This window comes from Corallococcus sp. AB018, assembly GCF_003986945.1.
Taxonomy (GTDB): domain Bacteria; phylum Myxococcota; class Myxococcia; order Myxococcales; family Myxococcaceae; genus Corallococcus; species Corallococcus exiguus.
Map to the genome: position 1 here is coordinate 23,284 of NZ_RAWR01000017.1, position 24,316 is coordinate 47,599.

General features: G+C 70.3%; 23 protein-coding genes. 16 read left to right on the forward strand and 7 right to left on the reverse strand.

The features are described from left to right. Positions 1-56 precede the first annotated feature (56 nt). Positions 57-2,681 carry an O-antigen ligase family protein gene (locus D7Y11_RS06050; protein ID WP_126933234.1) on the forward strand — a complete coding sequence of 875 codons (2,625 nt, stop codon included), beginning with the start codon at positions 57-59 and terminating at the stop codon, positions 2,679-2,681. Positions 2,682-2,686: 5 nt separating this feature from the next. Here D7Y11_RS06050 and D7Y11_RS06055 read toward each other — a convergent pair whose 3' ends face one another. Together D7Y11_RS06055 and astB are read right to left on the reverse strand one after the other, a co-directional pair. Further along, positions 2,687-3,217, reverse strand: coding sequence for an aminoacyl-tRNA deacylase (locus tag D7Y11_RS06055; protein ID WP_199753694.1), 531 nt, complete (start codon positions 3,215-3,217; stop codon positions 2,687-2,689). Between the two features lie 132 nt (positions 3,218-3,349). Continuing rightward, the gene (astB, locus tag D7Y11_RS06060) at positions 3,350-4,672 is read right to left on the reverse strand and encodes an N-succinylarginine dihydrolase (RefSeq protein WP_126933235.1); all 1,323 of its coding nucleotides are present in this window, start codon (positions 4,670-4,672) and stop codon (positions 3,350-3,352) included. Between the two features lie 18 nt (positions 4,673-4,690). Here astB and D7Y11_RS06065 point away from each other — a divergent pair, with 18 nt between their 5' ends. From D7Y11_RS06065 to D7Y11_RS06115, 11 genes are all read left to right on the forward strand, one after another. Continuing rightward, positions 4,691-5,644, forward strand: coding sequence for a lysophospholipid acyltransferase family protein (locus D7Y11_RS06065; protein WP_126933236.1), 954 nt, complete (start codon positions 4,691-4,693; stop codon positions 5,642-5,644). A gap of 13 nt (positions 5,645-5,657) precedes the next feature. Then, entirely contained in the window at positions 5,658-6,209 is a 552-nt protein-coding gene (locus tag D7Y11_RS06070; RefSeq protein ID WP_126933237.1) for an LPS export ABC transporter periplasmic protein LptC, read from the forward strand. After that, positions 6,206-6,856 (forward strand): LptA/OstA family protein, encoded by a 651-nt coding sequence (locus D7Y11_RS06075; RefSeq protein ID WP_120576831.1) that lies wholly within the window; start codon positions 6,206-6,208, stop codon positions 6,854-6,856. The genes D7Y11_RS06070 and D7Y11_RS06075 overlap by 4 nt, the downstream gene beginning before the upstream one ends. Continuing rightward, positions 6,853-7,593: an LPS export ABC transporter ATP-binding protein gene (gene lptB, locus D7Y11_RS06080; protein ID WP_120554202.1), complete on the forward strand. Its 741-nt coding sequence runs from the start codon at positions 6,853-6,855 to the stop codon at positions 7,591-7,593. Before D7Y11_RS06075 ends, lptB begins: the two co-directional genes overlap by 4 nt. A gap of 252 nt (positions 7,594-7,845) precedes the next feature. Further along, positions 7,846-9,366, forward strand: coding sequence for an RNA polymerase factor sigma-54 (rpoN, locus tag D7Y11_RS06085; RefSeq protein ID WP_120576832.1), 1,521 nt, complete (start codon positions 7,846-7,848; stop codon positions 9,364-9,366). 58 nt (positions 9,367-9,424) lie between these two features. Next, positions 9,425-10,063, forward strand: coding sequence for a GNAT family N-acetyltransferase (locus tag D7Y11_RS06090; protein ID WP_126933238.1), 639 nt, complete (start codon positions 9,425-9,427; stop codon positions 10,061-10,063). Positions 10,064-10,079: 16 nt separating this feature from the next. Further along, positions 10,080-10,868 carry a hypothetical protein gene (locus tag D7Y11_RS06095; RefSeq protein WP_126933239.1) on the forward strand — a complete coding sequence of 263 codons (789 nt, stop codon included), beginning with the start codon at positions 10,080-10,082 and terminating at the stop codon, positions 10,866-10,868. Positions 10,869-11,138: 270 nt separating this feature from the next. Beyond that, a complete protein-coding gene (raiA, locus tag D7Y11_RS06100; protein WP_120576834.1) occupies positions 11,139-11,786 on the forward strand; it encodes a ribosome-associated translation inhibitor RaiA in 648 nt (215 codons plus the stop codon). Between the two features lie 200 nt (positions 11,787-11,986). After that, positions 11,987-12,448, forward strand: coding sequence for a PTS sugar transporter subunit IIA (locus D7Y11_RS06105; RefSeq protein ID WP_120576835.1), 462 nt, complete (start codon positions 11,987-11,989; stop codon positions 12,446-12,448). Between the two features lie 23 nt (positions 12,449-12,471). Further along, positions 12,472-13,317 (forward strand): hypothetical protein, encoded by an 846-nt coding sequence (locus tag D7Y11_RS06110; RefSeq protein WP_126933240.1) that lies wholly within the window; start codon positions 12,472-12,474, stop codon positions 13,315-13,317. A gap of 56 nt (positions 13,318-13,373) precedes the next feature. Further along, complete coding sequence (locus D7Y11_RS06115) at positions 13,374-14,471, forward strand: alpha/beta fold hydrolase (protein WP_233596984.1); 1,098 nt, start codon at positions 13,374-13,376, stop codon at positions 14,469-14,471. Here D7Y11_RS06115 and dtd read toward each other — a convergent pair. The 4 genes from dtd to D7Y11_RS06135 are packed head-to-tail and all read right to left on the reverse strand — an operon-like array spanning position 14,468 to position 18,341. Further along, positions 14,468-14,929 carry a D-aminoacyl-tRNA deacylase gene (gene dtd, locus D7Y11_RS06120; RefSeq protein WP_120581553.1) on the reverse strand — a complete coding sequence of 154 codons (462 nt, stop codon included), beginning with the start codon at positions 14,927-14,929 and terminating at the stop codon, positions 14,468-14,470. The two genes, D7Y11_RS06115 and dtd, sit on opposite strands and share 4 nt — an antisense overlap. A 54-nt stretch (positions 14,930-14,983) precedes the next feature. Further along, a complete protein-coding gene (locus D7Y11_RS06125) occupies positions 14,984-15,817 on the reverse strand; it encodes an ABC transporter permease (protein ID WP_120581554.1) in 834 nt (277 codons plus the stop codon). After that, positions 15,814-16,728 (reverse strand): ABC transporter permease, encoded by a 915-nt coding sequence (locus D7Y11_RS06130; RefSeq protein ID WP_199733985.1) that lies wholly within the window; start codon positions 16,726-16,728, stop codon positions 15,814-15,816. The genes D7Y11_RS06125 and D7Y11_RS06130 overlap by 4 nt, the downstream gene beginning before the upstream one ends. Further along, positions 16,725-18,341 (reverse strand): ABC transporter substrate-binding protein, encoded by a 1,617-nt coding sequence (locus D7Y11_RS06135; RefSeq protein WP_126933241.1) that lies wholly within the window; start codon positions 18,339-18,341, stop codon positions 16,725-16,727. The genes D7Y11_RS06130 and D7Y11_RS06135 overlap by 4 nt, the downstream gene beginning before the upstream one ends. A gap of 107 nt (positions 18,342-18,448) precedes the next feature. Here D7Y11_RS06135 and dacB point away from each other — a divergent pair, with 107 nt between their 5' ends. Beyond that, positions 18,449-20,713, forward strand: coding sequence for a D-alanyl-D-alanine carboxypeptidase/D-alanyl-D-alanine-endopeptidase (gene dacB / locus D7Y11_RS06140; RefSeq protein WP_120579134.1), 2,265 nt, complete (start codon positions 18,449-18,451; stop codon positions 20,711-20,713). A gap of 262 nt (positions 20,714-20,975) precedes the next feature. Continuing rightward, positions 20,976-21,494 carry a single-stranded DNA-binding protein gene (locus D7Y11_RS06145; protein ID WP_120579133.1) on the forward strand — a complete coding sequence of 173 codons (519 nt, stop codon included), beginning with the start codon at positions 20,976-20,978 and terminating at the stop codon, positions 21,492-21,494. A gap of 114 nt (positions 21,495-21,608) precedes the next feature. On the opposite strand, the gene D7Y11_RS06150 is transcribed toward D7Y11_RS06145, so the two are convergent. After that, the gene (locus tag D7Y11_RS06150) at positions 21,609-22,292 is read right to left on the reverse strand and encodes a succinate dehydrogenase (RefSeq protein ID WP_120579132.1); all 684 of its coding nucleotides are present in this window, start codon (positions 22,290-22,292) and stop codon (positions 21,609-21,611) included. A 272-nt stretch (positions 22,293-22,564) separates the two neighbouring features. Between D7Y11_RS06150 and D7Y11_RS06155 the strand changes: the two genes are divergently transcribed. Beyond that, positions 22,565-23,458 carry an Hsp33 family molecular chaperone HslO gene (locus tag D7Y11_RS06155; RefSeq protein WP_120579131.1) on the forward strand — a complete coding sequence of 298 codons (894 nt, stop codon included), beginning with the start codon at positions 22,565-22,567 and terminating at the stop codon, positions 23,456-23,458. 162 nt (positions 23,459-23,620) lie between these two features. After that, complete coding sequence (locus D7Y11_RS06160) at positions 23,621-24,316, forward strand: phosphoribosyltransferase (RefSeq protein ID WP_120579130.1); 696 nt, start codon at positions 23,621-23,623, stop codon at positions 24,314-24,316.

Here is a 24,316-nt window from a genome sequence, read left to right on the forward strand (position 1 = left end):
TCGAGGGGACGAGCCCCGGAGGTTCGTGAGGAGCGTGACATACTCCCGCGCCGCGCATGGCTCCTGGCTCCCACCGCGTCTCCCGGTACACCGTCTACGCGGAAGTGGCGCTCGCGGCGCTGGTGGTGCTGGGCCCGGTGGCGCTCGGCGGCGCGGCGCACTGGGTGTCCTGGCCGCTGGGCGTGCTGTCCGGGGCCGCGGCGGTGCTGGCGTTCGTGGGGGCCCGGCGACAGGGAGAGACCCCGCGCGTGCCGCTCCTGGCCGCGCCGCTGGTGGGCGCCGTGGTGCTGTGTGTGTCGCAGCTCGTGCCGCTGCCACCCGGACTGCTCGCATGGGTGAGTCCGGAGGCCGCGGCGCTGCGCGAGGACGTGCTCGTTCCGCTGGGTCTCACGGGCTGGCGGCCGGTGTCGCTGGAGCCTTCCGCCACCTGGCGTGAGCTGGCGAAGCACGTGGCCTACCTCGTCACGTTCGTCGCGGCGGTGCAGGTGTGCCGCGCTCGCGCGTCTCGGCAGCGGCTGCTCTCGGTGCTGGCGTTCACGGGCGCGGCGGTGGCGACGGTGGGCCTGGGCCACGCGCTGTTCGGCGTGGACACGCTGTTCGGGCTGCGGGCGTACGTGCATGCACGGCCGCCGCTGGTGACGCCGTTCGGAAATCCCAATCACCTCGCTGGCTTCCTGGGGCTGTGCGCGACGGTGGCGGTGGGGCTCGCGCTGTCGAAGCAGCCGCGTTCGCGCGCGTGGCCCTTCGCGATGGCGGCGCTCGTCTCCGGCGCGGGAGTGCTGCTGTCGCTGTCTCGCGCGGGCATCGTGTTCTTCGTCTTCGGGCAGGTGCTGCTCGCCGCGTGGCTGATGAAGCAGCGTCGCGAGGCGCGCACTCCCGCCAGGCCCGCGTGGGGGCGGGGCGCGGCGGTGCTGCTGGGGCTGCTGGCGACGCTGTCCGTGGGCGCGTACCTGGCGGCGGATCAGCTGTGGGCGGAGGCTCGCACCGTGGACGGCGTGGAGTCCCTGCGCCGCGGCAAGATGGAGCCCTGGCCGATGATGGCTCGCGCGGCCCGCGCCTTCCCGGTGCTGGGCATGGGGCGCGGCGCGTTCGAAGCCGCCTTCCCGCGCTACCAGACCGAGCCCAACCCCAACACCTTCACGCACCCGGAGAACGCGGTGTTGCAGGTGGCGGCGGAGTGGGGCGTGCCGGGGCTGCTGCTGCTCGGGCTGGGCGTCTGGGCCTTCGTGAAGCGCGTGCGGCGCGAGGACCACGGGCCCGTGGAGCTGGCGGCGCTGTCCGGCGTGGCGGCGCTGGCGCTGCACAACCTCTTCGACTTCAGTCTGGAGCTGCCCGCGTGCGCGGTGGCGGTCGCGGTGGTGCTGGGCGCGGTGTTCCGGCCCCGTGAAGCCGAGCGCATGGCCGCGCGCCGCACGAAGCTGGGCACACTGCCCGTCGGTCCCGCGCTGGCGCTGGCTGCGGGGCTCACCGTCGTGATGCTCGTCGCGCTCGTGCCGGGACGGCGGAGGATGGCGGACGCGGAGGCGCTGCTGGCGGAGCGCGTGGCGGCGAGGGCGCCAGGCGCGGAGGTTCGAGCCCTGGGGCTCCAGCTCATCGACGTGCACCCGGCGGACTACCTGCTGTACCGGCTGATGGCGATGGCCTCCGTGTCGAATGGCGCCGAGGGCGCGAAGGACGCGCTGAGCTTCGTCAATCACACGCTGTACCTGCGGCCCCTGGATGCGCCCGCGCACCGCGTGGCCGCGCGGGCCCTGCTGCACCTGGGCCGGCGCGAGCAGGCCTTCCTGGAGTACCGGCTCGCGCACGAGGCCGGGGACACGCGCGTGTTGATCAGCGAGGCGATGCCCCGTGCCCGCACGGTCGAGGAGCTGAAGACCCTCACGTCCGAATCGCCCGGACAGGTGGTGGAGCTGGCGGAGGCGCTGCTCGCCGGGCCCTCGCGTCGAGCGCTGGGACTCGAATGGCTCACCTGGGCGCGTGAACACTTCGAGGGCCGGCCCGAAGCCACCGCGCTGTGGATGCAGGAAGCGCGCGGACGGCTGGCCCAGGGAGAACTCCCCGCGGCGGAGGCGGCCTGTGCGGAGGTGGAGCGGCGCGCCCCGGACGCACTGGCCACGCACCTGCTGCGCGCGGACGTGTGGCTTGCGCAGGGAAAGCGCGCGGAGGCACTCCAGTCGCTGGAGGCGCTCGTGAAGCGCTTCCCTCACGACGTGGAACTGGCCTTCACGCTGTCCACGCGGCAGCAGGAGGCCGGGCTCATGCGCAGGTCCCGGGACACGCTGGCCGCCATGGCGCCGTACCTGACCGACCTGCGGCAGCGCGCACGCCTGCTGTCGCTGGAAGCGGACAGCTTCGAACAGGAAGGCCTGCTGGCCCGCGCACTGGAGCAGCGCCGCTCGGTCGTGGGGCTGCTGCCCGGTCCGGAGAGCCACTTCGAAGTGGCCCGATTGCAGGAGTTGCTGTCGCGCTACGACGCGGCGGCGCGCTCGGTGCACGAGGGCCTGCGGCTCATGCCACTTAACGATGCACGGCGCGCGGAGGGTGAAGCCTGGGCGGCGCGGCTGGAAGAACGCGAGCGTGCGCTACAGGACGCACACAAGGGCGGGCTGCTGGAGGACGCGAAGGGGCGGGAAGTGGAACCGCCGGGTTCACCGGCGGTCAGCGACGCTCCCGCTCCATGAGGACATCAGGCCGGCGCGCCTGAGTCCTCCACGGGCGCTCCGTACGACGACGCTCTCTCTTCTTCACGCGAGAGCGACTGGATGAAGGACGCGACCAGCGGCCACTCCAGGCGCGCGAAGTCCTGGAAGCGCATCTCCAGGGCCTCCTCGTGCGAACCGGCGCGGAACAGCAGTCGCTCGTTGGCGCTCAGGGACTCGTCCATCGCGACGGGCAGGCCGTACAGCTCGCCGAAGGGAGGCTCGGCGCCCGTCTCGCAGTCGGGGAAGTGGTCGGCGAACTCGGACTCGGCGGCGAGCCGCGCGGTGCGGACGCCCAGCGTGTGGCGGACCTGCCGCAGGTCCACGGTCGCCATCGCGGGCACGACGACGATCCACGGCTGCCGGTCGGCCAGCACGATGATGGATTTGGCCACGCGCCAGGCGGGCACGTTGAGGGCGTCCACGAGCTCCATCGCGGTCACGGCCCGAGCGTGGGCGTACCGCTCGAAGGGGACGCGATGGCGCCGCAGATAGCTTTGAATGGCACTCGGAATCATGGGGGACATCACCTCCTTCGCGTAGAAGGTGTGTCCGGACGACGCGGGCGGCCATTCGCCACCCGAACGGGACGGCCAGGGCTGCCTGCCCTCGCCGGGTGCGCCGGAGGGCAGGCGGGCGGCCACCTCACGTCACTGCTGGAAGTCGTACACGCTGCCCAGCTTGAGCAGGCGCGTCAGCTCGTCGAGCGCGGTCATTGTCTCGCGCGCGAGCTGCGGATCGCGCACGTCCTCTGGCTTGAGCACATCGCGGTAGTGCTTGCGCACCCACGCCGCGAGCCCCTCGTGCAGAGCCGGCGAGTAGAAGACGTCCGCGGTGATGGCGGCGCGCTCCGCGTCCGTGAGCGAGATGCGCTGACGCAGGCACGCCGGGCCGCCGCCGTTGTTCATGGACTGCCGGACGTCCAGGTAGTGCACCGCCTTCACCGGGTTGTCCCCGGCGACCACTCGCTCCAGGAAGGCGTGGGCGGTGGGCGTCTCGCGGCTCTCGATGGGCGCGATGATGGCCATGGTGCCGTCCGGCAGCGACAGCACCTGCGAGTTGAACGGGTAGGCGCGCACGGCGTCCTTCACCGGCAGCTCGGCGTCCGTCGCGACCTCGAAGCGGAAGGCGTCGCCCAGCTTCTCGCGCAGCGTCTGGAGGAGCTTCGGGTGCTCCACGAAGGCCAGCGCGTGCAGCATGAGGAAGCGCTCGTTGCCCACCGCGAGCACGTCCGTGTGGAACGCGCCCGCGTCGATGCCGTCCGGATGCTGCTGCGGCAGCACCACCTGCTCCGGCGCCAGCTGGTGTAGCCGCGCCAGGGCCTGGCTGGACTCCAGCGTCTGGCGCGCGGGGAAGCGCTGGGGCCCCTTCACGTCCTGCCACGCGCTGCGCCCCCAGGCGAGCACGTGCACGGCCTTGTGCCCCGGCGTGAAGAGGCGCGTGTGGTTGGCCGCGCCCTCGTCCGCGAAGTGCGAGGCGCCCGGTAGCGGCGCGTGCACCTGGAAGTGCTTCGCGTCCGCGAAGATGGCGCGCAGCACCGCGTGCGTGGTGTCCGCCTCGATGGCGCGGTGGAACATCTGCGTGAGGTTCGCGGGCGTCAGGTGCACCCTGCCATCCGCGGTGTCCGCCGAGGGCGCCACGGTGGCCGCGTTCGCCGTCCACATGGCGGAGGCGCTGGAGGTGAGGCGCAGCAGGTGCTCCCCGTCGCGCGCGGCGCGGGTGATGACCTCCTCGTCGGAGCCCGTGAAGCCCAGGGCCCGCAGCGTGCGCAGGGAGGGGCGCGGTTGGGGCGGCAGCACCGCCTGGCCCACGCCCAGCTCCGACACGAAGCGCATCTTCTCCAGCCCCTGGAGCGCCGCCTCCCGGGGGTGGCTGGGCTGGCCGCCGTGGTGCTGTGACGCCAGGTTGCCCGGCGAGAGGCCGGCGTAATTGTGGGTCGGACCAATGAGGCCGTCGAAGTTGTATTCGCGCATGGGATATGGAGACGCGTCGTGGAGCGTCCCCCTTTAACAAAGCGCCTCAAGCGTTACCTGCGCTACCTGCTCATCGCCGGGATGTTGCGCCTGCTCCAGTTCCTTTCGCTGGACACGGCCCGCACCCTGGGCATGACCCTGGGCGGCTGGGCCTACGCGTTCGCGGGCGGAGAGCGCAGGAAGGCGCTCAAGTCGCTGGCCCGCGCCTTCCCGGAAAGGACCGGGGCGGAACGTGACGCGCTCGCCCGTGACGCCTTCCGCCATCTGGCCGCCGCGGCCCTGGAGGTCGCCTCCGCGCGGGCGCTGGATGCCGGGCTGGAGTCCCTGGTGTCCTGGCCGGACGCGGACCGCCAGGTGCTGGAGGCCGCGCTGGCGAAGGGGAAGGGCGTCGTCTTCGTGTCCGGCCACGTAGGCAACTGGGAGCTGCTCGCCCGGCGCGTGGCGAGGGCGGGCTACCCCAGCCAGAGCATCGCGAAGGAGACCAGCGACCCGCGCCTCACCGCGCTGGTGGAGGACTTCCGGGCGAAGGGCGGCGTGCGCAGCATCTGGCGCGGCCAGGAGGGCGCGGCCCGGGCCATGCTCCGCGCGCTCCGGAGCGGCGAAATCCTGGGCATCCTCATCGACCAGGACACCAAGGTGCAGTCCGTCTTCGTGCCCTTCTTCGGGGAGCTGGCGGCCACCCCTCGCGCCGCGGCGGACCTGGCGCTGCGCACCGGCGCGGCGGTGGTGGTGGGCTTCTGCCAGCGCGACGGCCAGGGCTACCGGCTCACCATGGAAGAGGTGCCGCACCCGGACGCGACGGAGCGTGAGGCGGCCGTGCAGGCGCTCACCGCCGCGCTGTCGCAGCGCATCGAGGCGGCCATCCGCCGCGCCCCCGAACAGTGGGTGTGGATGCATCAGCGCTGGAAGACGCGTCCTCCCGAGGACGCTCCCCCGGCCCTCGCTGACGCACCGTCCGCCCCGGCGCGGTGATAAGGAGGGCCTTGTGCCGCGCCTGCTTGCCTTGAGCTTCCTGGGACTCCTCGCCACCGCCTGCGCGCCGCGCCGTCCGGCCCCGGGCGCCTCGAACGAGCCGCGCCCGGACGTGGTTCTGGAGGGCGCGCACCTGCGCTCCTACGAGGGCGACGCGCTCCAGGTCTCCGGCACCGCTTCCCGCGTCCTCTACCGGCGCGCGGGCGGCGAGGTGCAGGCCACCGAGGTCGTCGTTCGCCTGCCCCCCGGGAAGGGCGCGCAGGGCTCGCCTGGCGCCTCGCGGGCGGACACCGTCATCACCGCGCCGAATATGGACGGCAGCCTCGCGTCCAAGAGGTGGGTGGGGTCGGGCGGTGTCGTCGTGCAGACGGCGGAGGGACTGGTGGCCAACACTCCCCGGCTGACCTACGACGCGGATGCGCGGCGGGCCCATGGCGACGAGGGCGTGACGATGAGGGGCCCGGACTACCAGATGCGGGCGGACCGCTTCACGCTGTCCTCCGCGGACCAGACGTTCACCTTCGAGGGCACGGTCCAAGCCGTGCTGGGTGGAGCGACGGAGTGATTGAGTTCCTCGTGATGGCGCTGTTCCTGGCCCAGCCCGCGTCCTCGCAGGCCGCCGCGCCCGCAGCTTCCGGCGCCCCGGTCGTCGCGCAGGCCACTCCGCCCGCGAAGCCCGGTGCCCCCACCGCGCCCGCCGCGAAGCCCGCTGCTCCCGACTCGGCCGCTCCGGCCGCTCCGCCGCCCGCGCCGGGCACGTCGCTGGCGCCCACGGGCTTGCGCAACCCGGTGGACCTGTCCGCGGACCACGTCACCGGCGACCGCAACCAGGCGGTGCTCACCGGCAACGTGGTGGTGAAGCACCAGACCATGGACATCCGCTGCGAGAAGATGACCGGCTACTACAACGCCACCCGCCAGGTGACGCGCGTGGTGTGCGCCGGCAACGTGCGCGCCGTGGACGGTGACCGGCAGGCCCGGGGCGAACGAGCCGACTACGACGTGCCCTCGGGCGTGCTGGTGGTGACGGGCTCCCCGGAGGCCCGCCAGGGCAACACCTACCTCACCGGCACCAAGGTGCGCCTCGTCCTGGGCAGCGAGCGCCTGGAGGTGGAGAACGCCCGCATCCTCGTGGACTCCCCGTCCACCACCGCCGTCCCCGGCACCCGCAAGAAGGCCCCCACGCCGAAGCCGGCGGGCACGACGCCATGAGCGGCGCGAAGCTCTTCGCCGAAGGGCTCCAGAAGTCCTTCCGCAAGCGCCAGGTGGTGCGCGACGTGTCCTTCAACGTCGCCCCCGGTGAAGTGGTCGGCCTGCTGGGACCCAACGGCGCCGGCAAGACGACGAGCTTCAACATGGTGGTGGGCCTGGTGACGCCGGACGCGGGCCGGGTGCGCGTGGGCGACGAGGACCTCACCCACCTGCCCATGCACCGCCGTGCGCGCCGTGGCGTGGGCTACCTGCCGCAGGAGGCCTCCGTCTTCCGCAAGCTCACGGTGCGCGAGAACTTCCTGGCCGTGCTGGAGCTCCAGAAGGGGCTCACCGCCCAGGACCGCAAGCAGCGCGCGGACACCCTCCTGGAGGAGTTCGGCCTCTCCCACGTCGCCGACTCCTGGGGAGAGACGCTCTCCGGCGGCGAGCGGCGGCGCGCCGAAATCGCCCGCAGCCTCATCCCCGCCCCCCGCTTCATCCTCTTCGACGAGCCCTTCGCCGGCGTGGACCCCATCAACGTGGGCGACCTCCAGCGGCAGATTCACCTCCTGCGGGAGCGGGGCCTGGGCATCCTCATCACCGACCACAACGTCCAGGACACCCTGGGCATCTGTGACCGGGCCTACATCATCGCACAGGGTCAGATTCTCGAAGAGGGCACCCCCGCGCAGATCGCCGGCTCGGCCCGCGCGAGGGCCGTCTACCTGGGAGACCGGTTCCGTCTCCAGGCTCCGTGAAAAGCCGCTCTCTCCGTATGTCTCCAGATGCTCGCGGTGAAGTTGGCCCCGCTTTTGCGTCGACGTCTGAACATCTGCCAAGCGAGCGGGGGTTACGACAACCTGTCGGATTTCCAGCGGATTTTTGACGATGCAAATCAGAAACCACGCGCTGGGGCACTGGACGTGGCCGGGGGTCCTTGTTAGGTTGGCACGGTCCTTGATTGGAATCTCCAATCAGGTGGCACGCAAGCCTTCCGGAGACGCCCCCACATGGCGATGGAACTCAAACAGAGCCTGAAGCTCGCCCAGCAGCTGGTGATGACGCCCCAGCTGCAGCAGGCCATCAAGCTCCTCCAGCTCTCACGCATGGAGCTCCTGGACCAGGTCCGCGAGGAGATGGAGCAGAACCCCCTCCTGGAGCAGCCCGAGGAGGGCATGCCCGGGGAGGTGAGCGAGAAGGAGCCTGGCGAGGCCTCGCTCGAAGCGGACAACGCGGAAATCGCGCGCGACGTGGACCTGCCGTCGGCGACGCCGGAGAACGCCCAGGAGTTCAAGGCGGACGGCGAGGGACCCCCGGAGATCGACTGGGAGTCCTACCTCAACAGCTACCAGTTCAACGAGCCCACCACCGCCTCCAACAAGGGCAACGTGGCCACGGACGACCTGCCGTCGTTCGAAGCCAACATGGTGAAGAAGGAGGACCTGGTCGACCACCTCCAGGAGCAGCTGGGCACGCTGCGGCTCAACGAGGCCGAGCGCCGCGTGGCGGTGCTCATCCTGGGGAACCTGGACGACGACGGTTACCTCAAGCTGCCCGACATTGAAGGCGACCCGCTCATCCGCCTGTCCAACGAGGCGGACGTGCCCATGCACGTGGCCGAGCGCACCCTGCGCCGCATCCAGAACCTGGAGCCCCGGGGCTGCGGCGCGCGCGACCTGCAGGAGTGCCTGCTCATCCAGCTGCAGGCGATGAAGGACCCGAACGCGGCGCTGCTGGGCCTCATCATCAAGCGGCACATGAAGTACCTGGAGAGCAAGAACCTGCCGGCCATCGCCAAGGACCTCAAGGTCACCCTGGACGAGGTGGTCTCTGCGGCGAAGCTGCTCCCGAAGCTGGACCCGCGGCCGGGCCGCAACTTCAGCGGGGACGACGCGCAGTACATCACCCCCGACGTCTTCGTCTACAAGCTGGGGGACGAGGACTACACCGTGGTCCTCAACGACGACGGCCTGTCCAAGCTGCGCATCTCCGGCATGTACCGGAACGCGCTCAAGAACGGCGCGGTGAGCCCCGGGCAGACGAAGGAGTTCATCCAGGACAAGCTGCGCAGCGCGATGTGGCTCATCCGCTCCATCCACCAGCGGCAGCGGACCATCTACAAGGTCACCGAGAGCATCGTGAAGTTCCAGCGGGACTTCCTGGACAAGGGCATCGCGCACCTGAAGCCGCTCATCCTGCGCGACGTGGCGGAGGACATCGGCATGCACGAGTCCACCGTCAGCCGCGTCACCACCAGCAAGTACGTGCACACGCCGCAGGGCATCTTCGAGCTGAAGTACTTCTTCAACTCGTCCATCGCGCGCGTGTCCGGCGAGGACACGGCCAGCGAGGCCGTGAAGCACCACATCAAGCAGCTGGTGTCGCAGGAAGACTCGCGCAACCCGTACTCAGACCAGAAGATCGTCGAGCTGCTGCGCTCGCAGGGCACGGAGATTGCCCGCCGCACGGTGGCCAAGTACCGCGAGGTGCTGGGCATCCTCCCCAGCAGCAAGCGCAAGAAGTACTTCTGAGCTGTCCTTGAAGCGCCGGCCCTGCACAGCAGGGCCGGTTTGGGGCATGAAGCGGTCCATGGACCCCGTGCTCCCCACCGATGTCGGCGTTCCCCGTCGTGACCCCGTGCCGCTCGTCGTCCCGCCCGTCACCCTGGAGGGGAGGGCGGTGCGACTGGAGCCGTTGTCACTGGAGCACGTGCCCGCGCTCGCGGCGGTCTGCGAACCGGAAATCTTCGACCACTTCTCGCGCGTGCTGCGCACGGAAGCGGACGTCGCGGACTACATCACCGTCGCGCTGAAGGCATCCGCCGCGGGCACGGAGCGGCCCTTCGCCATCCGCGAGCAGGCCAGCGGCGCGGTGGTGGGCACCACGCGCTACCTGGACATCTCCCGCGAGTTCCGCACGCTCGAAATCGGCTCCACGTGGCTGGCGCGGCGGGCGTGGCGCTCGCGGGTGAACACCGAGTGCAAGTACCTGCTCCTCACGCACGCCTTCGAGACGCTGGGCGTGATGCGCGTGCAGCTCAAGACGGACAGCCGCAACGCGCGCTCCAGGGCGGCCATCGAGCGCCTGGGTGCTTCCTTCGAGGGCATCCTGCGCAACCACATGCTGGTGCGCGGCGGCGTGGTGCGGGACAGCGCGTACTTCGGGTTCATCGACACCGAGTGGCCCGCCGTGAAGGCGCGGCTCGAAGGACTGCTGGCGCGGGAGTGATAGGGTGCCGGCCGCCATGACCTTCCCCGCCTCGAGCCCGCGTCGAACCGTGTCCCGCTTCACCGTCCTGGGGGCGCTCGTGGCGCTCACCGGTTGTAGCGGCGGCGAGACGAAGGTGATGTCGCTGGCGGAGCTGTCGGACCGCTCGCTCATCTTCGCGCTGGCGGACGTGGATGACGCGGAGACGCCGGACGCGCAGGGCGCGCACCGCTTCACCGCCAGCTACACGGTGTCGCCGGACGGCCCGTGCTCGCGCTTCGCCGACGACGTGACGGCCACCTTCAACGGCCAGCCCATGACGCTGGTGCCGGGTGGCGCGTCGGACGTGGGCGGGCGCTCGGAGGCGTGTGAGAACAGCCGCGTCTACTTCAACTTCGATCCGACCGCCTGGGGCCGCGAGCCGGTGGAGGACATCGTCGTGCAGCTGCAGGACGCCTCCAGCACCGTGCGCCTGGTGGTGAAGAACGCCAAGGCCAAGCGCAAGTTCACGTTCCAGGGCGAGGGCACCCCGGACAAGCTGCGCGTGGGGCAGTCCTACGACTTCCTCTGGGAGCCCTCCACGGAGGTGCCCGGTCCGGTGGAGGCGCTGCTCCTGCGCGAAGGGGGCCGCGCGCCCGGCGTGCTCTCCGTCACGCAGAACGGCAACACGTCCACCGTCGCCATCGCCGCGGGCACCCCGCAGGCGAACCACATCCTGACGCTGGGCGCGGACCTGGAGGGCGTCGTGGGCGAGTGCACGGGCGTGGCGTCGTGCTCGGGCGCCATCTACCACTCGCAGGACTACGTGCTCTCCGTGGTGCCCTGATTCCGCCGGGCCGCGGGGCGATCCGCAGGCATGTTGCTGGCGTGAGCGCCACGCACGCGGTGTGGGGGAATGCCGACCGGAAAATGAGGCCCGGGTCGGAATCCCCTCACCGTGCCATGCAGCGGACACCAGACGTGTCCTATTGCGGTCGCTTTCGCGAGCGCGATCCGTGAACGGGATTTCCAACCTGGGGGGCCGGGTTGCTTTCGGCGTGGGCTCCGTTTCTGATCTGTCACGGAGCTTACCTCTCTCCCTAGGAGGCGGCCACGCATGCAGCTCAACATCACCTTCCGTCAGTTCGGAGCGTCGGATTCCCTGAAGGAGTACGCCCGTGAAAAGGTCGATCGGGTGAACCGACTGCTGGACCGGGCTGGTGAAGCCCACGTGGTGCTGTCGTTGGAGCGGCACCTGCATCACGCGGACATCACCATCCACTCCGGCGCCTGGGTCCTCCGAGGGCGTGAGAAGAGCGATGACATGTACGCGTCCATCGACCTGGCGATGGACAAGATCGAACGGCAGCTGCGCCGCTACCGCGACAAGCTCAAGTCGCACCACGGCAAGGAGAAGGTCCATCACCGCCAGGACCTGGTGAGGGTCCGCCACGACGTCTTCGAGGTCCACGAGCCGGAGGCGACCGCGGAGGCTTCCACGCCCGCCGCCCAGGCCGCGCCCGCCGCGCAGGCGCCGGTGGCCGAGTCGGGTGTCGCCCGCCTGGTGCGCACCACGCATCTGGCCATCCAGTCGCTGTCCGTGGACGACGCCGTGATGCAGATGAACCTGATGAACAACGACTTCTACGTGTTCCAGAACCAGCAGTCCCAGGCGCTGTCCATCGTCTACCGGCGCAAGGAGGGAGGGTTCGGGCTCATCGAGCCGCACCTGCCTGACGCGCCGGTGGCCGCCACCGGCACCTGACAGGCAGTCGTATCCGTGCCGGGGAACCGGGTCCGGGACATCCCCGGGCCCGGGTCCGGGGTGGGGGGAACGGCCCGGGCTGACGCGCAGTGAGCGAAGCGCCTGCCACCGCCCAGGCGACCCTTGCGCGAATCCAGTGTGAGGAGTAATTGCCGGCCGAGGAATCATTGCCGGCCCGGAGCGCCAGTGCGGGAGCGCCATTGAGAATCGCCGATTTCCTCAGCCCCCAGGCGGTCGTCGCGGACATGCAAGCCCGGACGAAACCGGAGGTGCTGCGCGAGCTGAGTGCCACGTTGGCCCGGGCGCATCCGAATCTGCGCGAGGACCGGCTGGTGGCGGTGCTCCAGGAACGCGAGAAGCTGGGCAGCACGGGCATTGGCGAAGGCGTGGCCATCCCCCACGGCAAGCTGGCGGGCATGGACAGTCTCCAGGCGGCCTTCTGCGTGTCGCGCGCGGGGGTGGACTTCGAGTCCATCGACGGCAAGCCCACGCACCTGTTCTTCGCGCTGGTGGCGCCGGAGAACAGCGCGGGGGTGCATCTGAAGGCGCTGGCGCGCATCTCGCGGCTGTTCAAGAACCCGCGCTTCCGGGCGGCCATCCTGGAAGCGCCCTCGGCCGCGGACATCCACGCCCTCATCGTCCAGGAAGACGCGCGGCCCTGAGGGCCTGACAGGAGACGCCCCGCATGGACGTCGTCCTGCGTCCCATCAACGATCGTTTCTTCCACGAGCAGGTGCTGCCCTTCTTCACGCGCGCCATGGGGGATGCCTCCGGCGCGCTGGAAGCCCTCTCCAACCACCTGGGTGACGCGCAGGCGTTCACGCTCTGCCAGCGGCTGGCCTCGTCGGCGTTGCCGGGGGGCGTGGGGTCGGTGGACTCGGACGGGTGGATGGACCTGGTGGACCGGCTGGTGTTCCAGCCCTGGCGCGAGTCGCCCGGCGGCTGGGAGGTGGGCGGGTCCCCTGGCGGCTACGCGGACGAGTGGGACGAGGCGCTGAACCTGGCGCTGATGGTGGAGGACGCGGCCTATCCCTACTGGGACACGAAGGCGGCGCGCGTGGTGCGGGACAACTTCCGCAGGCGCCCTCCGGGCGAGCAGGGGCTGGCGTCGCTCCTGGCCGGGCAGTGGGACCCCTTCCCGGAGTTCCCGCCGGACCGCGTCTTCGTCACGCAGGGCCGTGGGGAGTACGCGGTCCGTGAGCGGTTCGCCTTCGCGGACTGGGCCTGGCGGCCGGCGAAGACGGTGTTGCACTGGCAGGTGAACCTGCCGCGCAAGCTGGAGCGGCTGCTGACGCGGGAGCAGGAGCGCCTGAAGCTGCCGGTGCTGCCGGAGCGCGACGAGGTGCTGGGCTACTGGACGGGGAAGCTGCCCCAGCCGCCGCCCCTGTCCGTGCTGTTCTCCGGCCTGGGCCCGAACGCGGCCACGTGGATCCGCGAACTGGGCGCGCTCACGCTGCACCTGCGCGGCGCCGCGCAGACGAAGCAGGGTCTGGCCGCGCTGGTGACGCGCGGGACCACCGTGCGGCTGTGAGCTGACGGCGATTTCCGGGTTTCCTTGTCCTGTCGTTCCCGGTCATGCTGCGGAGCATGCGCCGCTTCTTGTCGCCCGTGGGTTCCATGCTCCTCGCCGCCGCGGTGCTGATGGGCGGCTGTTCTTCCTCGAAGAAGGCGACGGAGGCTCCGCGTACGGACCATGCGTCGCTCTACGGGGCGGACGCGGCCTACGCGGTGGGCGTCACGCAATCGCTGACGTACGAGGACGCGGTCCGCCGCCGCACGTTGAAGCCGCTGGTCTGGTACCCGGTGGCGCCCGGCACGCCGATGGACAACCGTGCGCCGTCGGACCTGTTCAAGCCCTTCTACGGAGCGAAGGACGCACCGCTTTCGGACGCGCGGGAGCGCTGGCCGGTGGTGTTGCTGTCGCACGGGAGTGGGGGCTCGTTGATGGACCTGTCCTGGTTCGGTTCGAACCTGGCGGCGCATGGCTTCGTCGTGGTGGCGTTGAACCACCCGGGCAACACCTTCGGCGACACGAGCCCGGAGGGCTTCGCGCGCGCGTACGAGCGTCCGCAAGACTTCACGGTCATCCTGGACCACCTGCTGAAGGATCCGAAGTGGGGCCCGCGCGTGGATCCGGAGCGCATCGGCGCGTCGGGGCACTCGATGGGCGGCTACACGGCGCTGGCGCTGGTGGGGCTGAACCTGAACCTGGAGTGGATTGAAAAGCGCTGCAAGACGCCGGGCACCAAGGAGGAGATTGGCTGCGAGGGCCTGCGCGACGTGGACTACAGCCGCATCGACATGAAGCGCTCGCGAGCGTCGTACCTGGACCCGCGAGTGAAGGCCGCGTTCGCGATGGCGCCGGGCATGGCGGCCTCCTTCGAGGCGCGTGACACCGCCGACGTCCAGAAGCCGGTGGAGCTGGTGCTCGCGAAGGGTGACGAGCTGATGCCGCACGAAGGGCACGGTATGCACCTGGCAGGGCTGCTGCCGCCCGCGACCACGACGACGGTGGTCCTGGACGACGCGGGACACTTCAGCTTCCTGCCCGAGTGCTACCCGAAGGGCTTCGACGTCATCGCGATGCTGTGCCGCGACCCGGTGACGGGGACGCGCCCGGCCTCGCACGCGCGCACCAACGCGGAAGGCGTGGCGTTCTTCCGCCGCACGCTGGACGTGCGCTAGGCAGGAGCCGCGGCCTTCGGAGGGCTCTCCAGCAGGATGGTGACGGGCCCGTCGTTGACGAGCGCGACCTTCATGTCCGCGGCGAAGATGCCGGTGCCCACGGTGAGGCCTCGCTGGCGCAGCGCTTCGCAGGTGCGCTCGTAGAGGGCCTTGGCGGCGACAGGCTCCATCGCGTCGATGAAGCTGGGCCGGCGGCCCTTGCGCGCGTCGCCGTAGAGCGTGAACTGGCTGACGACGATGAGGTGCTTGGAGGTGTCCTCCAGCGACAGGTTCATCTTGCCGTCGGAGTCCTCGAAGATGCGCAGCATGGCCAGCTTCTCCACCATCCACGCCATGTCCGCGTCGGTGTCGCCCTTGCCCACGCCCAGCAGCACGAGCAGGCCCGGGCCCATCTCGCTCACACGCTGTCCGTCCACCGTCACCGACGCTTCCAGGACCCGCTGCACCACGGCCTTCATGGATTGACTCCCTTGCGTTCCTGCTTCCTGCCAGGGACGCGCGAGGCCTTCAAGTCAGCGTCCTTCGCGACGCGGATCCATCGCGTCGCGCAGCGCATCGCCCAGCAGGTTGAAGCCCAGCACGGTGATCGCCAGCGCGATGCCGGGGAAGAGGGCCACGTGCGGCGCCACCAGCAGGTACTGCGTCCCCTGGTCCACCAGCGCGCCCCATGACGGCGTGCCCGGCGGGACGCCCAGCCCCAGGAAACTCAGGGACGCCTCCGCGACGATGGCGCCCGGCAGTGCGAACGTCGCCAGCACGAGCAGTGGCCCCGCCGCATTGGGCAGGATGTGCCGCACGAGGATGCGGCCCGGCCCACTGCCCAGCGCCCGAGCAGCCTGCACGTAGTCGCGCTCGCGCAGGGTGAGCACCTGCCCGCGCGTCAGCCGCGCGTAGCCCGTCCATCCAGTGAACGACAGGGCGAACACCACGTTGGCAAGGCTGGGGCCCAGCACCGCGGTGATGAACAGCGCAAGCAGGATGCCCGGGAACGCGAGCAGCACGTCCACCAGCCGCATCAGCGCTTCGTCCACGAGCCCGCCCGCATAGCCCGCGATGCCGCCCAGCGTGATGCCCACCGCGGCGGACAGCACCACGGCGAAGAAGGACACCTCCAGCGATACGCGCGCGCCGTACAGCACGTGGGTGAGCACATCGATGCCGTTCTCTCCCGTGCCCAGCAGGTGACCGGGCGTCGGGGGCAGCAGCTCGCGAGTGAGGTCGATGGCGTCCGGCGCATGCGGGCTGAGCCACGGCGCGAACAGCGCGGTGAACACCCAGACGCACGCCACGGCCAGCCCGAACCGAGCCCCCCACGAGTGCAGCCGGAAGCGATGGGCCGCGCTCATGAGCGCCTCCGCACGCGCGGGTCGACCCACGAATACGCGAGGTCGGTGAGCGTGTTGACCGCGACGTAGCAGAACGTGAAGAGGAGCACCGTGGCGCGCACGGTGTTGTAGTCGCGCTTCTCGATGGCGGTGAGCAGCAGCGTGCCCATGCCCGGCCACGCGAACACCTTCTCCGTCACGATGGCGCCGCCCAGCAGCGCGCCGAACTCCAGGCCCAGCACGGTCACCAGTGGCAGCAGCGCGTTGCGGAACGCGTGCTTCCACAGCACCACGCGAGGCGACAGGCCCTTGGCCCGGGCCACCGTGACGTAGTCCTCACGCAGCGCTTCGAGCATCGTCGCGCGCGTCATCCGTGCCAGGAACGCGGCCAGCGCGGTGCCCAGCGTGAACGCGGGTAGCACCAGGTGCCGCCATGACTCCGCGCCCGACACGGGCAGCCAGTCCAGCTTCAGCGCGAACAGGATGATGAGCACCGGCCCCAACCAGAAGCGGGGCAGGGCGACACCCGCCACGGACACGCCCATCGCCGCCGCGTCCACGGGCGTCCCTCGTCGCGCCGCCGCCATCACGCCCAGAGGCAGCGCCAACACCAGGGACACGGCCATCGCCGACACCGTGAGCAGCAGCGTGTACGGCAGCGCCGCGCCCAGGGCAGGAAGCACCTTGCGCTGGAACGGAGGCAGCGACGTGCGCAGCTCCCCGGTGGCCAGGTCTCGAGCGAACGTCCAGAGCTGCGCGTACCACGGCAGGTCCAACCCCACGGCCTGCCGCAACGCCGCGCGGTCCACCTGCGTCGCCTGCTCCCCCAGCATCACGTCCACCGGGTCCCCAGGCACGAGGTGCAGGAACAGCGACACGAGCAGCAGCGCCCCCACCATCGCGATGACCGCGGACACGAGCCTCCGGGTCACGGCGTGCCCCCACGCTCGGGCGTCACTTCCCGCGCCTTCGCCAGCGGCAGCAGCAGTCCATGCGCGCTGGGCTCGAAGTCCGCGAGCCGCGAGGACACCACCGCGACACTGGCCTCATGCCACAGCGGGATGACGGGCATGTCCGCGTCCAGCTCCCGCTGTGCCTCCGCGTACAACGTCTTCCGTTCCTCCCGAGACGCCTGCGTCGCCGCGTCCAGCACGCGGTCCAGCTTCGGGTCCTTCAGGGCTCCACGGTTGAACCCGCCCCAGTGGTTCTCAGGGCCGGGGATGTTCGCGGAATGGAACGCGCCCCGGAGCAGGTCCGGCTCCATCACGGCGGCCCACTTCAACGTGAACAGCTCGAAGCGCCCCCGGCGCACGTCCTCGAAGAACGTTCCGAACTCCAGCGCCCGCACCTCCACCGCGATACCTCCCTTCGCCAGCTGCTCCTTGAGCACCAACGCCACCGCGCGCCGGAAGCGGTCCGTGCTCGTCTTGAAGGTGAAGGACAAGCGTGGCTGTCCCCCGGGCCCGTCCGGATCCGGGTACCCCGCAGCGTCCAGCAGCCGGGCCGCCTCCTCCGGCGCGTAGCCGCATCCCGGTGTCTCCGTGAAGGCCCAGTGCTCGCGAGGCAGCATGCTGGACGCAGGCTCCGCCAGCCCGTGCAGCTTGTGATCCACCAACGGGCGCACGTCGATGAGGTGACACAGCGCCTGGCGCACCCGCACGTCCGCGAGCGGCCCCTCGCGCAGGTTGATGCCCAGGTACGTGAAGCCCGTGCCCGGCTTCGTCACCACACGCAGGTGGGGCGACTTTCGCAGCGCTGGCAGCACCGCCGGGGACACGCCGTTCACCACCAGGTCCGCGCGGCCCTTGAGCAGCTCCAGCACCCGCGTCGTCTCGTCCCGCACCACCCGGAACGTCAGCCTCGACACCGCGGGCTTCCCTCCATGCCATCCCTCGAACGGGACCAGCGTCAGGTGCTCCTCGTCCGGCCACGACTCGAACCGGAAGGGCCCCGCGCCCACCGGGTGCGTTCCCTGCGCCTCGATGCCTCCGGGCCCCACGCGCTCCGCGGGCAGGATGGCCGCGGACAGCTCCGCGAGCAGCGGCGCATAGGGTCGCTTCAAGTGGAAGCGCACCGTGCGGGCGTCCACCACCTCCACGCGCTCCACCGGCTCGTACCGTTCGCGCTTGGGGCTGCCCAGCTTCGGGTCTCGCAGGGCGTCGAAGGTGGCCTTCACGTCCTCGGCGGTGAGGGCGCTCCCGTCGTGGAAGGTCAGCCCCGGACGGAGGACGAACTCCATCACCGTGGGCGAGACCTCCCGGAAGGACTCCGCCAGCTGGGGCACGGGCCGGCTCGCGTCATCGAAGGTGAGGAGCCCCGGGCTGACGAGCTGCGCCAGCCGCTGTCCATGGGCCGTGAGGGCGAAGCGATCGTCCAGGCTGTCCGGTGGGGCCTCCAACAGCACCGTGATGCCCGCCGGGGGCGCCGGGTCGCGGCAGCCGGAGTCAAGCACCAGCGCCAGCGCGATGAAGAACACCCGGGTGGCGCGGGAGGGCAGGGGGGGCATGGCGTCTGTCACGAGGTGGATGTCAGGCGGGACGTCCATGCTGCGACAGCCTTCTTCTTGTTTCCAGGAAGCAGGCAGGCGTGCAGGGTAACAGCGACCGTGGATCCGCCCCCCACCCTTGCCGCCCCTTTCGTCCCTTCTTCATAATGGATCGCGACTTCCCTGGAGCGTGCGTGCAGGTTTTTCGAACCAGACCCTTCTGGGCAGCGACCGTCATTGCCTTGTGGCTCCCTTCCGCCACCCTGGCCGCGTCGCCGTCCGCCGACAAAAAGGCTGAACGCGAGGCGCTGAAGAACGCGCTCGTGCAGGTCATGCAGCGCACCGCGCTCAAGAGCAGCCGCGTCGGCGTCCACATGCAGAGCCTGGACGACGGCACCGTGGTGTTCAGCCACAACGCGGACGAACTGCTCAACCCCGCCTCCAACGTGAAGCTCGTCACGTCCTCCGCGGCCCTCGTCGCACTGGGGCCGGAGTTCCGCTACGAGACGGAGTTCCTCGTCGAGGCGGAGATGCCCGCCGACGGCAAGGTCAAGACCCTCTACGTTCGCGGCAAGGGTGACCCCACCGTCACCACCGAGCGCCTCTACGGCATGACCTCCGAGCTGCTCCACGCGGGCCTCAAGGAGGTGCAGGACATCGTCGTGGACGATTCCTGGTTCGACGCCGAGCGCACCCCGCCCGGCTACGACCAGGAGGACTCCGACCGCGCGTACATGGCGCCCACCGGCGCGGTGAGCCTCAACTGGAACGCGGTCGCCGTCTACGTGCGCGCCGCTCCCGGCGGCAAGGCCGTGGTGGACATGGAGCCGCCCAGCGACTTCTTCGTCGTGGAGAACACCGTCACCAGCGGCCCCGGCCGCGCGCGGCGCGTGTCCGTGAAGTCCGACGCGTACGGCGACAAGCAGAAGATCGTCGTCAAGGGCCAGGTCCCCGACGAGCGCGGCGCCGTCAGCGTCTGGAAGAAGATCGACAGCCCGCCCCTGTACTTCGGCGGGTCGCTCAAGCAGTTGCTCGTGTCGCGCGGCGTGAAGGTGAAGGGCAAGGTGAAGCTGGGCCTGACGCCGTCCCGCGCCAAGGTCGTGCACGTGGCGCAATCCGACACGTTCGACATCGTCCTCAAGCGCCTCAACAAGCTCTCCAGCAACTTCGTCGCGGAGACGCTCCTGAAGACGATGGGCGCGGAGCTGCGTGGACAGCCGGGCTCGTTCGCCAAGGGCATCGACGTGGTGGAGGAGTTCCTGGACCGCGACGTGGGCATCCCGCGCGGCACCTACGTGATGAAGAACGGCAGCGGTCTCAACGACGCCAACCGCTTCTCCACCGCGCAGGTGGACCGGCTCCTGCGCCACATGTACGAGCGCTTCCCGCTGGCCCCGGAGTACCTGTCCTCGCTGGGCATCGCCGGCAAGGACGGCACGCTCAAGTACCGCTTCGACGGCACGGACGCCGTGGGCCGGCTGCGCGCCAAGACGGGCACCCTGGAGGGTGTCTCCGCGCTCAGCGGCTACGTGCAGTCCGCGGGCGGGGAGAAGTTCTCCTTCTCCATCATGGTCAACGACTACGCGGGCCGCGCCGGCCCTGTCGTCGCGGGCATGGACGCGCTGGGCGCCGCCGTGGCCGCCACCGGCTCCACGCTGGGGCCGGGCAACGCGCTGGCCTCCCTCAATGAGGGCCAGAAGGCGCAGGGCGGCCTGCCGGACATCGCCAACCGCGTGAAGACCTACCTGGAGCTGGGCAAGCAGCGCGATCAACGCAACATCGGCTTCCTGCGCACCGCGTGGCGCAGCGAGCGCGACCCCGCCGTGCGCGCCGTGCTGGCGGAGAGCCTCTACCAGTCCAACCCGCACGACTACCTGGGCACCCGCACGCTGCTGGACAGCTACTCCGCCACGGATGACGTCTACGGCCGCCTGCGCCAGGTGGCCCACGCCCTGTCCGTGGGCGTGCCCGGCGTGAGCAGCATGGTGGAGCTGGCCTCCGGCGGAAACACGGAGGCCCTGGCCCGCGTGCTGGAGCTGTGCCGCGCGGCCGGCACCGCCCGTGACGTCGAGGCGCAGGACGAACTGGCGGATGGCCTGGGCGAGGTGGCCCGCACCGCCCCCGAGGAGCTGGTCGTTGCCCTGCGCACCGCCAGCACCGTGGAGCGCGACGCGACCGTGCCGCTCCTGGCCCAGGGGCTGGTGAAGACCGGGGACACCACCCACCCGTTCTGGAAGTCCCTGCGCAAGCTGGGCTCTGGCGGGACGGATGCCCAGCTCGTGGCCTTCGCCAAGGGGCTGGACTCCACTCTCACCACCAAGACGGCCGAGGCCCGGACCTCCCAGCGCGCCCAGCCCGTCCAGGTGGTCGCGCCCGCTTCCGCCACGCCCAACGTGGTCCCTGCCTCCGGGGTCCTCCGCCCGGGCGGGTAGTCCCTCGCCTCGGCTTCCCTCCGCCCGGACGTCTCCGTCCGGGCGGACTCTCCCCCCAGCCGGCTCCCGGCACCTCCCAACATCGCGGAATCCTTGAGGCCTCCCGTTAGGGGAGCAGGCGGACGTGCGTCCCCGGCACCCCTGGCCGTTTAGTGGCCCGGGGAATGTCAGTGGTGGATGCTATGGGCTGAAGGACCTGTCGGGGCGTGTGGCCTCGCAGGTTTGTTCCTGGCCCTAGAGGGGTCAGGTATCGGGAGGAAACATGGCTGGAGGCGTGAACAAGGTCATTCTCATCGGCAACCTCGGGGCGGACCCCGAAGTGCGCTTCACCCCGGGCGGTCAGGCCGTGGCGAACTTCCGCATCGCGACGAGCGAGAGCTGGAACGACAAGAACGGCCAGAAGCAGGAGCGCACCGAGTGGCACCGCATCGTCGTCTGGGGAAAGCTCGCGGAGCTGTGCGGCGAGTACCTCAAGAAGGGACGGCAGTGCTTCGTCGAAGGCCGTCTGCAGACGCGCGAGTGGATGGATAAGGAAAACAAGAAGAACTACACCACCGAGGTCGTCGCCACCTCCGTCACCTTCCTCGGCGGACGTGACGCCGGTGAGGGCTACAGCGGCGGCAGCGGCGGCAGTGGCGGTGGGCGCCGGCAGCAGCCGCAGGGCAACGGCGGCTACGGGCAGGGGCGTGACGACTTCGGCCAGCCTCCCCCTCCCATGGACGACGGTGGCGGCATGGGCGGCGGCAACCACGGCGGCACGGACGACGACATCCCGTTCTAACGCCCTGGGGCCATTCCCCTGAAAAGCGAACCGGCCGCTCCTGGATGTCAGGGGCGGCCGGTCGTGTTTTCGGGCACCGGGGCTTCAAGGCCCCGGCGCTTCTTCAGGACTGCTTCAGCCGACGTCCAGGCCGGCAGGGCCGTACGCCGCGCCCGCAGTGTAGAGCGCGTAGATGGCGCCCCAGGACATGGCCAGCAGGATGAGGAAGATGAGGATGGAGAAGGGCTCGAAGCGGCGCATGGAGCGGTCGCTCGCGAAGATGCCCCAGCCCATGGCGAAGGTCTGCAGGCCGTTGGCCAGGTGGTACGCGGTGCCCAGCGTGCCCAGCAGGTAAACCATCAGCGTGGGGCCGTGGTAGTGCATCTCCCGGGCGATATCCATGAAGGGCTCCGCGTGGCCCTCCACCAGGCGCGGGTGCAGGAAGGCCAGCCAGATGTGGGCGCCCAGGAACGCGAGCACGCCCAGGCCCGCCACGCGCTGCACGATGTACTTGAGGTTGCCGTAGTTGCTGTACGCGAGGTTGTTGGGCTTCATGGTGAAGATGCGCACCAGGCCCCACGCCGTGTGGATGAGCAGCGGCAGCATGACGATGATGAACGTGAACGCCTGGGCGAACGGGTTCGCGTACTCCGTCACCGACTTTTCCCAGGCCGTCGCGCCGTAGAAGGCGGACAGGTTGTCCCACAGATGGTTGATGACCCAGAAGCTCAGGGGCACCACGGCGAGGAACGACCCCAGCCGCGACTTCAAGAGGGGGTTCCGGTCGGTGAGGGCTTCGGCGGTGGCTTGGGTGCTCATCGAGTCTCCAGCGGGGCGCGCGGATGGGTGGGGTGAAGACCCCCGCGAGCCCAAGTCAGGGCCTGGGTGATACGGCCTTCCGCCGGTTTATAGCCGTTCCGTCACGCGGGCTGGATTTCTTCCGCATCCGCCCGTGCCAGCAGGGGAACACCGACTCATAAGCCCTGGCGATGCCAGCCCCCCGCCCTGACTGCTGGCCGCCGGGCAGGCGGCCCGTCTCCGTCCCTCTTCCGTTGGCGGGCGCGAACGGGTGGGGCACGCTAACCAGCCCTATGCCTGATGAGCTTGTCAGTGGATTGTTGAAGGCGACGGACCTGCGCCTGGTGCTGGCCACCACCGGTGACCTGTCCCGCCAGGCCCGCGCCACGCACCAGAGCATGCCGGCCTCCGCCGCGCTCCTGTCCCAGGGCCTCACCGTCGCCGCCCTCATGGGGTCGCTCCGCAAGGGCACGGACTCCCGGATCAACGTGCAACTGGAGTGCGACGGCCCCCTGCGCGGCCTCTTCGTGGACGGCGACGCGAACGGCGTCGTGCGCGGCTACGTGAAGAACACCCTGGTGGAGTACTCCGGCTCGGAGGGGCGCTATCACTGGCGCCCGGTGCTGGGGAACCAGGGCTTCCTGTCCGTGCTGCGCGACCAGGGCGGCGGCGAGTACTACCGCTCGTCCGTGGAGCTGGAGCACTTCGACCTGGTGGCGGACCTGGAGCGCTACTTCCACCAGTCGGATCAGGTGCCCTCGCACCTGCTGGTGGCGCAGCTGCCCGGCCAGGTGGACGGCCAGGAGGATCCGCTCGCCACGGTGGTGGGTCTGCTCGTGCAGCCCCTGCCCAACGGGGACAAGGACGCCTTCAAGGCGCTGGGCACCCGGCTCAAGGCGCAGTTCCAGACGGCCGTGCAGGCGCACGCGCAGGACGGGGCGGAGACGCTCCTTCGCTCGCTCGTGCCGGAGGCGGACCTGGAGGTCATGTCGCGCTACCCGCTGCGCTTCACCTGTTCGTGCAGCCGGGACCGCGTGAAGCTCGCGCTGCTCGCCATGGGCCGCGAGGAGCTGAAGGACCTGCTGGAGAAAGAAGGCCAGGCAGAGGCCACTTGCCAGTTCTGCACGACGCGCTATGTCATCCCCGGCGCGGAGATCCAGCAGATGCTCACCGAGGGCAGCGCCTGAGCCTGTCCCCGTGGACAAGGCGCCTGTCACGAAGACAGACATCCTTCGTTTTCCGGGGACTTTTCAGCGCCTCACATCCTCAGGGGAGGCACTCGCGGCGGTTGTGGCGGGGTCGCGGTGCTCGGGATATGACAGGGCCGCACCTCACCCGGAGCTTTCGCCGTGGCCATCAAGCGGGCAGCGCCGCCGAAGTCCCAGGACCAGCGCAACCCTTCCCAGAAGTCTGCCGTGCCCTCCGCCGCCCAGAAGGACGGGGCGGAGAAGCTCGTCTCCATTCCCAATGACATGATCCTGGCGCCCCAGGTGGAGGCCCCTCGCCAACCCACCGGCCGCGACCAGTCCCGGCACAAGTCCACGGGCGTGGTGGAGCTGTCGTGGGCGGAGTTCGACCGGAAGGTGCAGCAACTGGCGCGCACCATCCGTCAGGCGTGGGAGCCACAGGCGGTGGTGGGCGTGGCCCACGGCGGCGTGTACGTGGGCGGGGCGCTCGCGGGCGCGCTCGGCTGCCCGTTCTACCCCGTGCGCATCAGCCGCCGCAGCCGCGACAAGGCCGAGCGCACCCAGGAGCGCGGCCAGCCCCAGGTGAGCGAGGAGATGCCCCCGGCAATCAAGGGCTGCCGCGTGCTCATCGTGGACGACATCGCATCCAGCGGAGACACGCTGGAGCTGGCCACGGCGCTCGCGAAGAAGGTGGGCGCGAAGGAGATCCGCACCGCGTGTCTCATCGCGCGGCCGGAGGGCTTCACGCCGGACCACGTGGGGCTGTCCACGGACTCGCTCTTCGTCTTCCCGTGGGACTACCAGCCGGTGATGGGCGACGCGCACTTCGACGACGACCCGGACAAGGCCGGGGCCTGA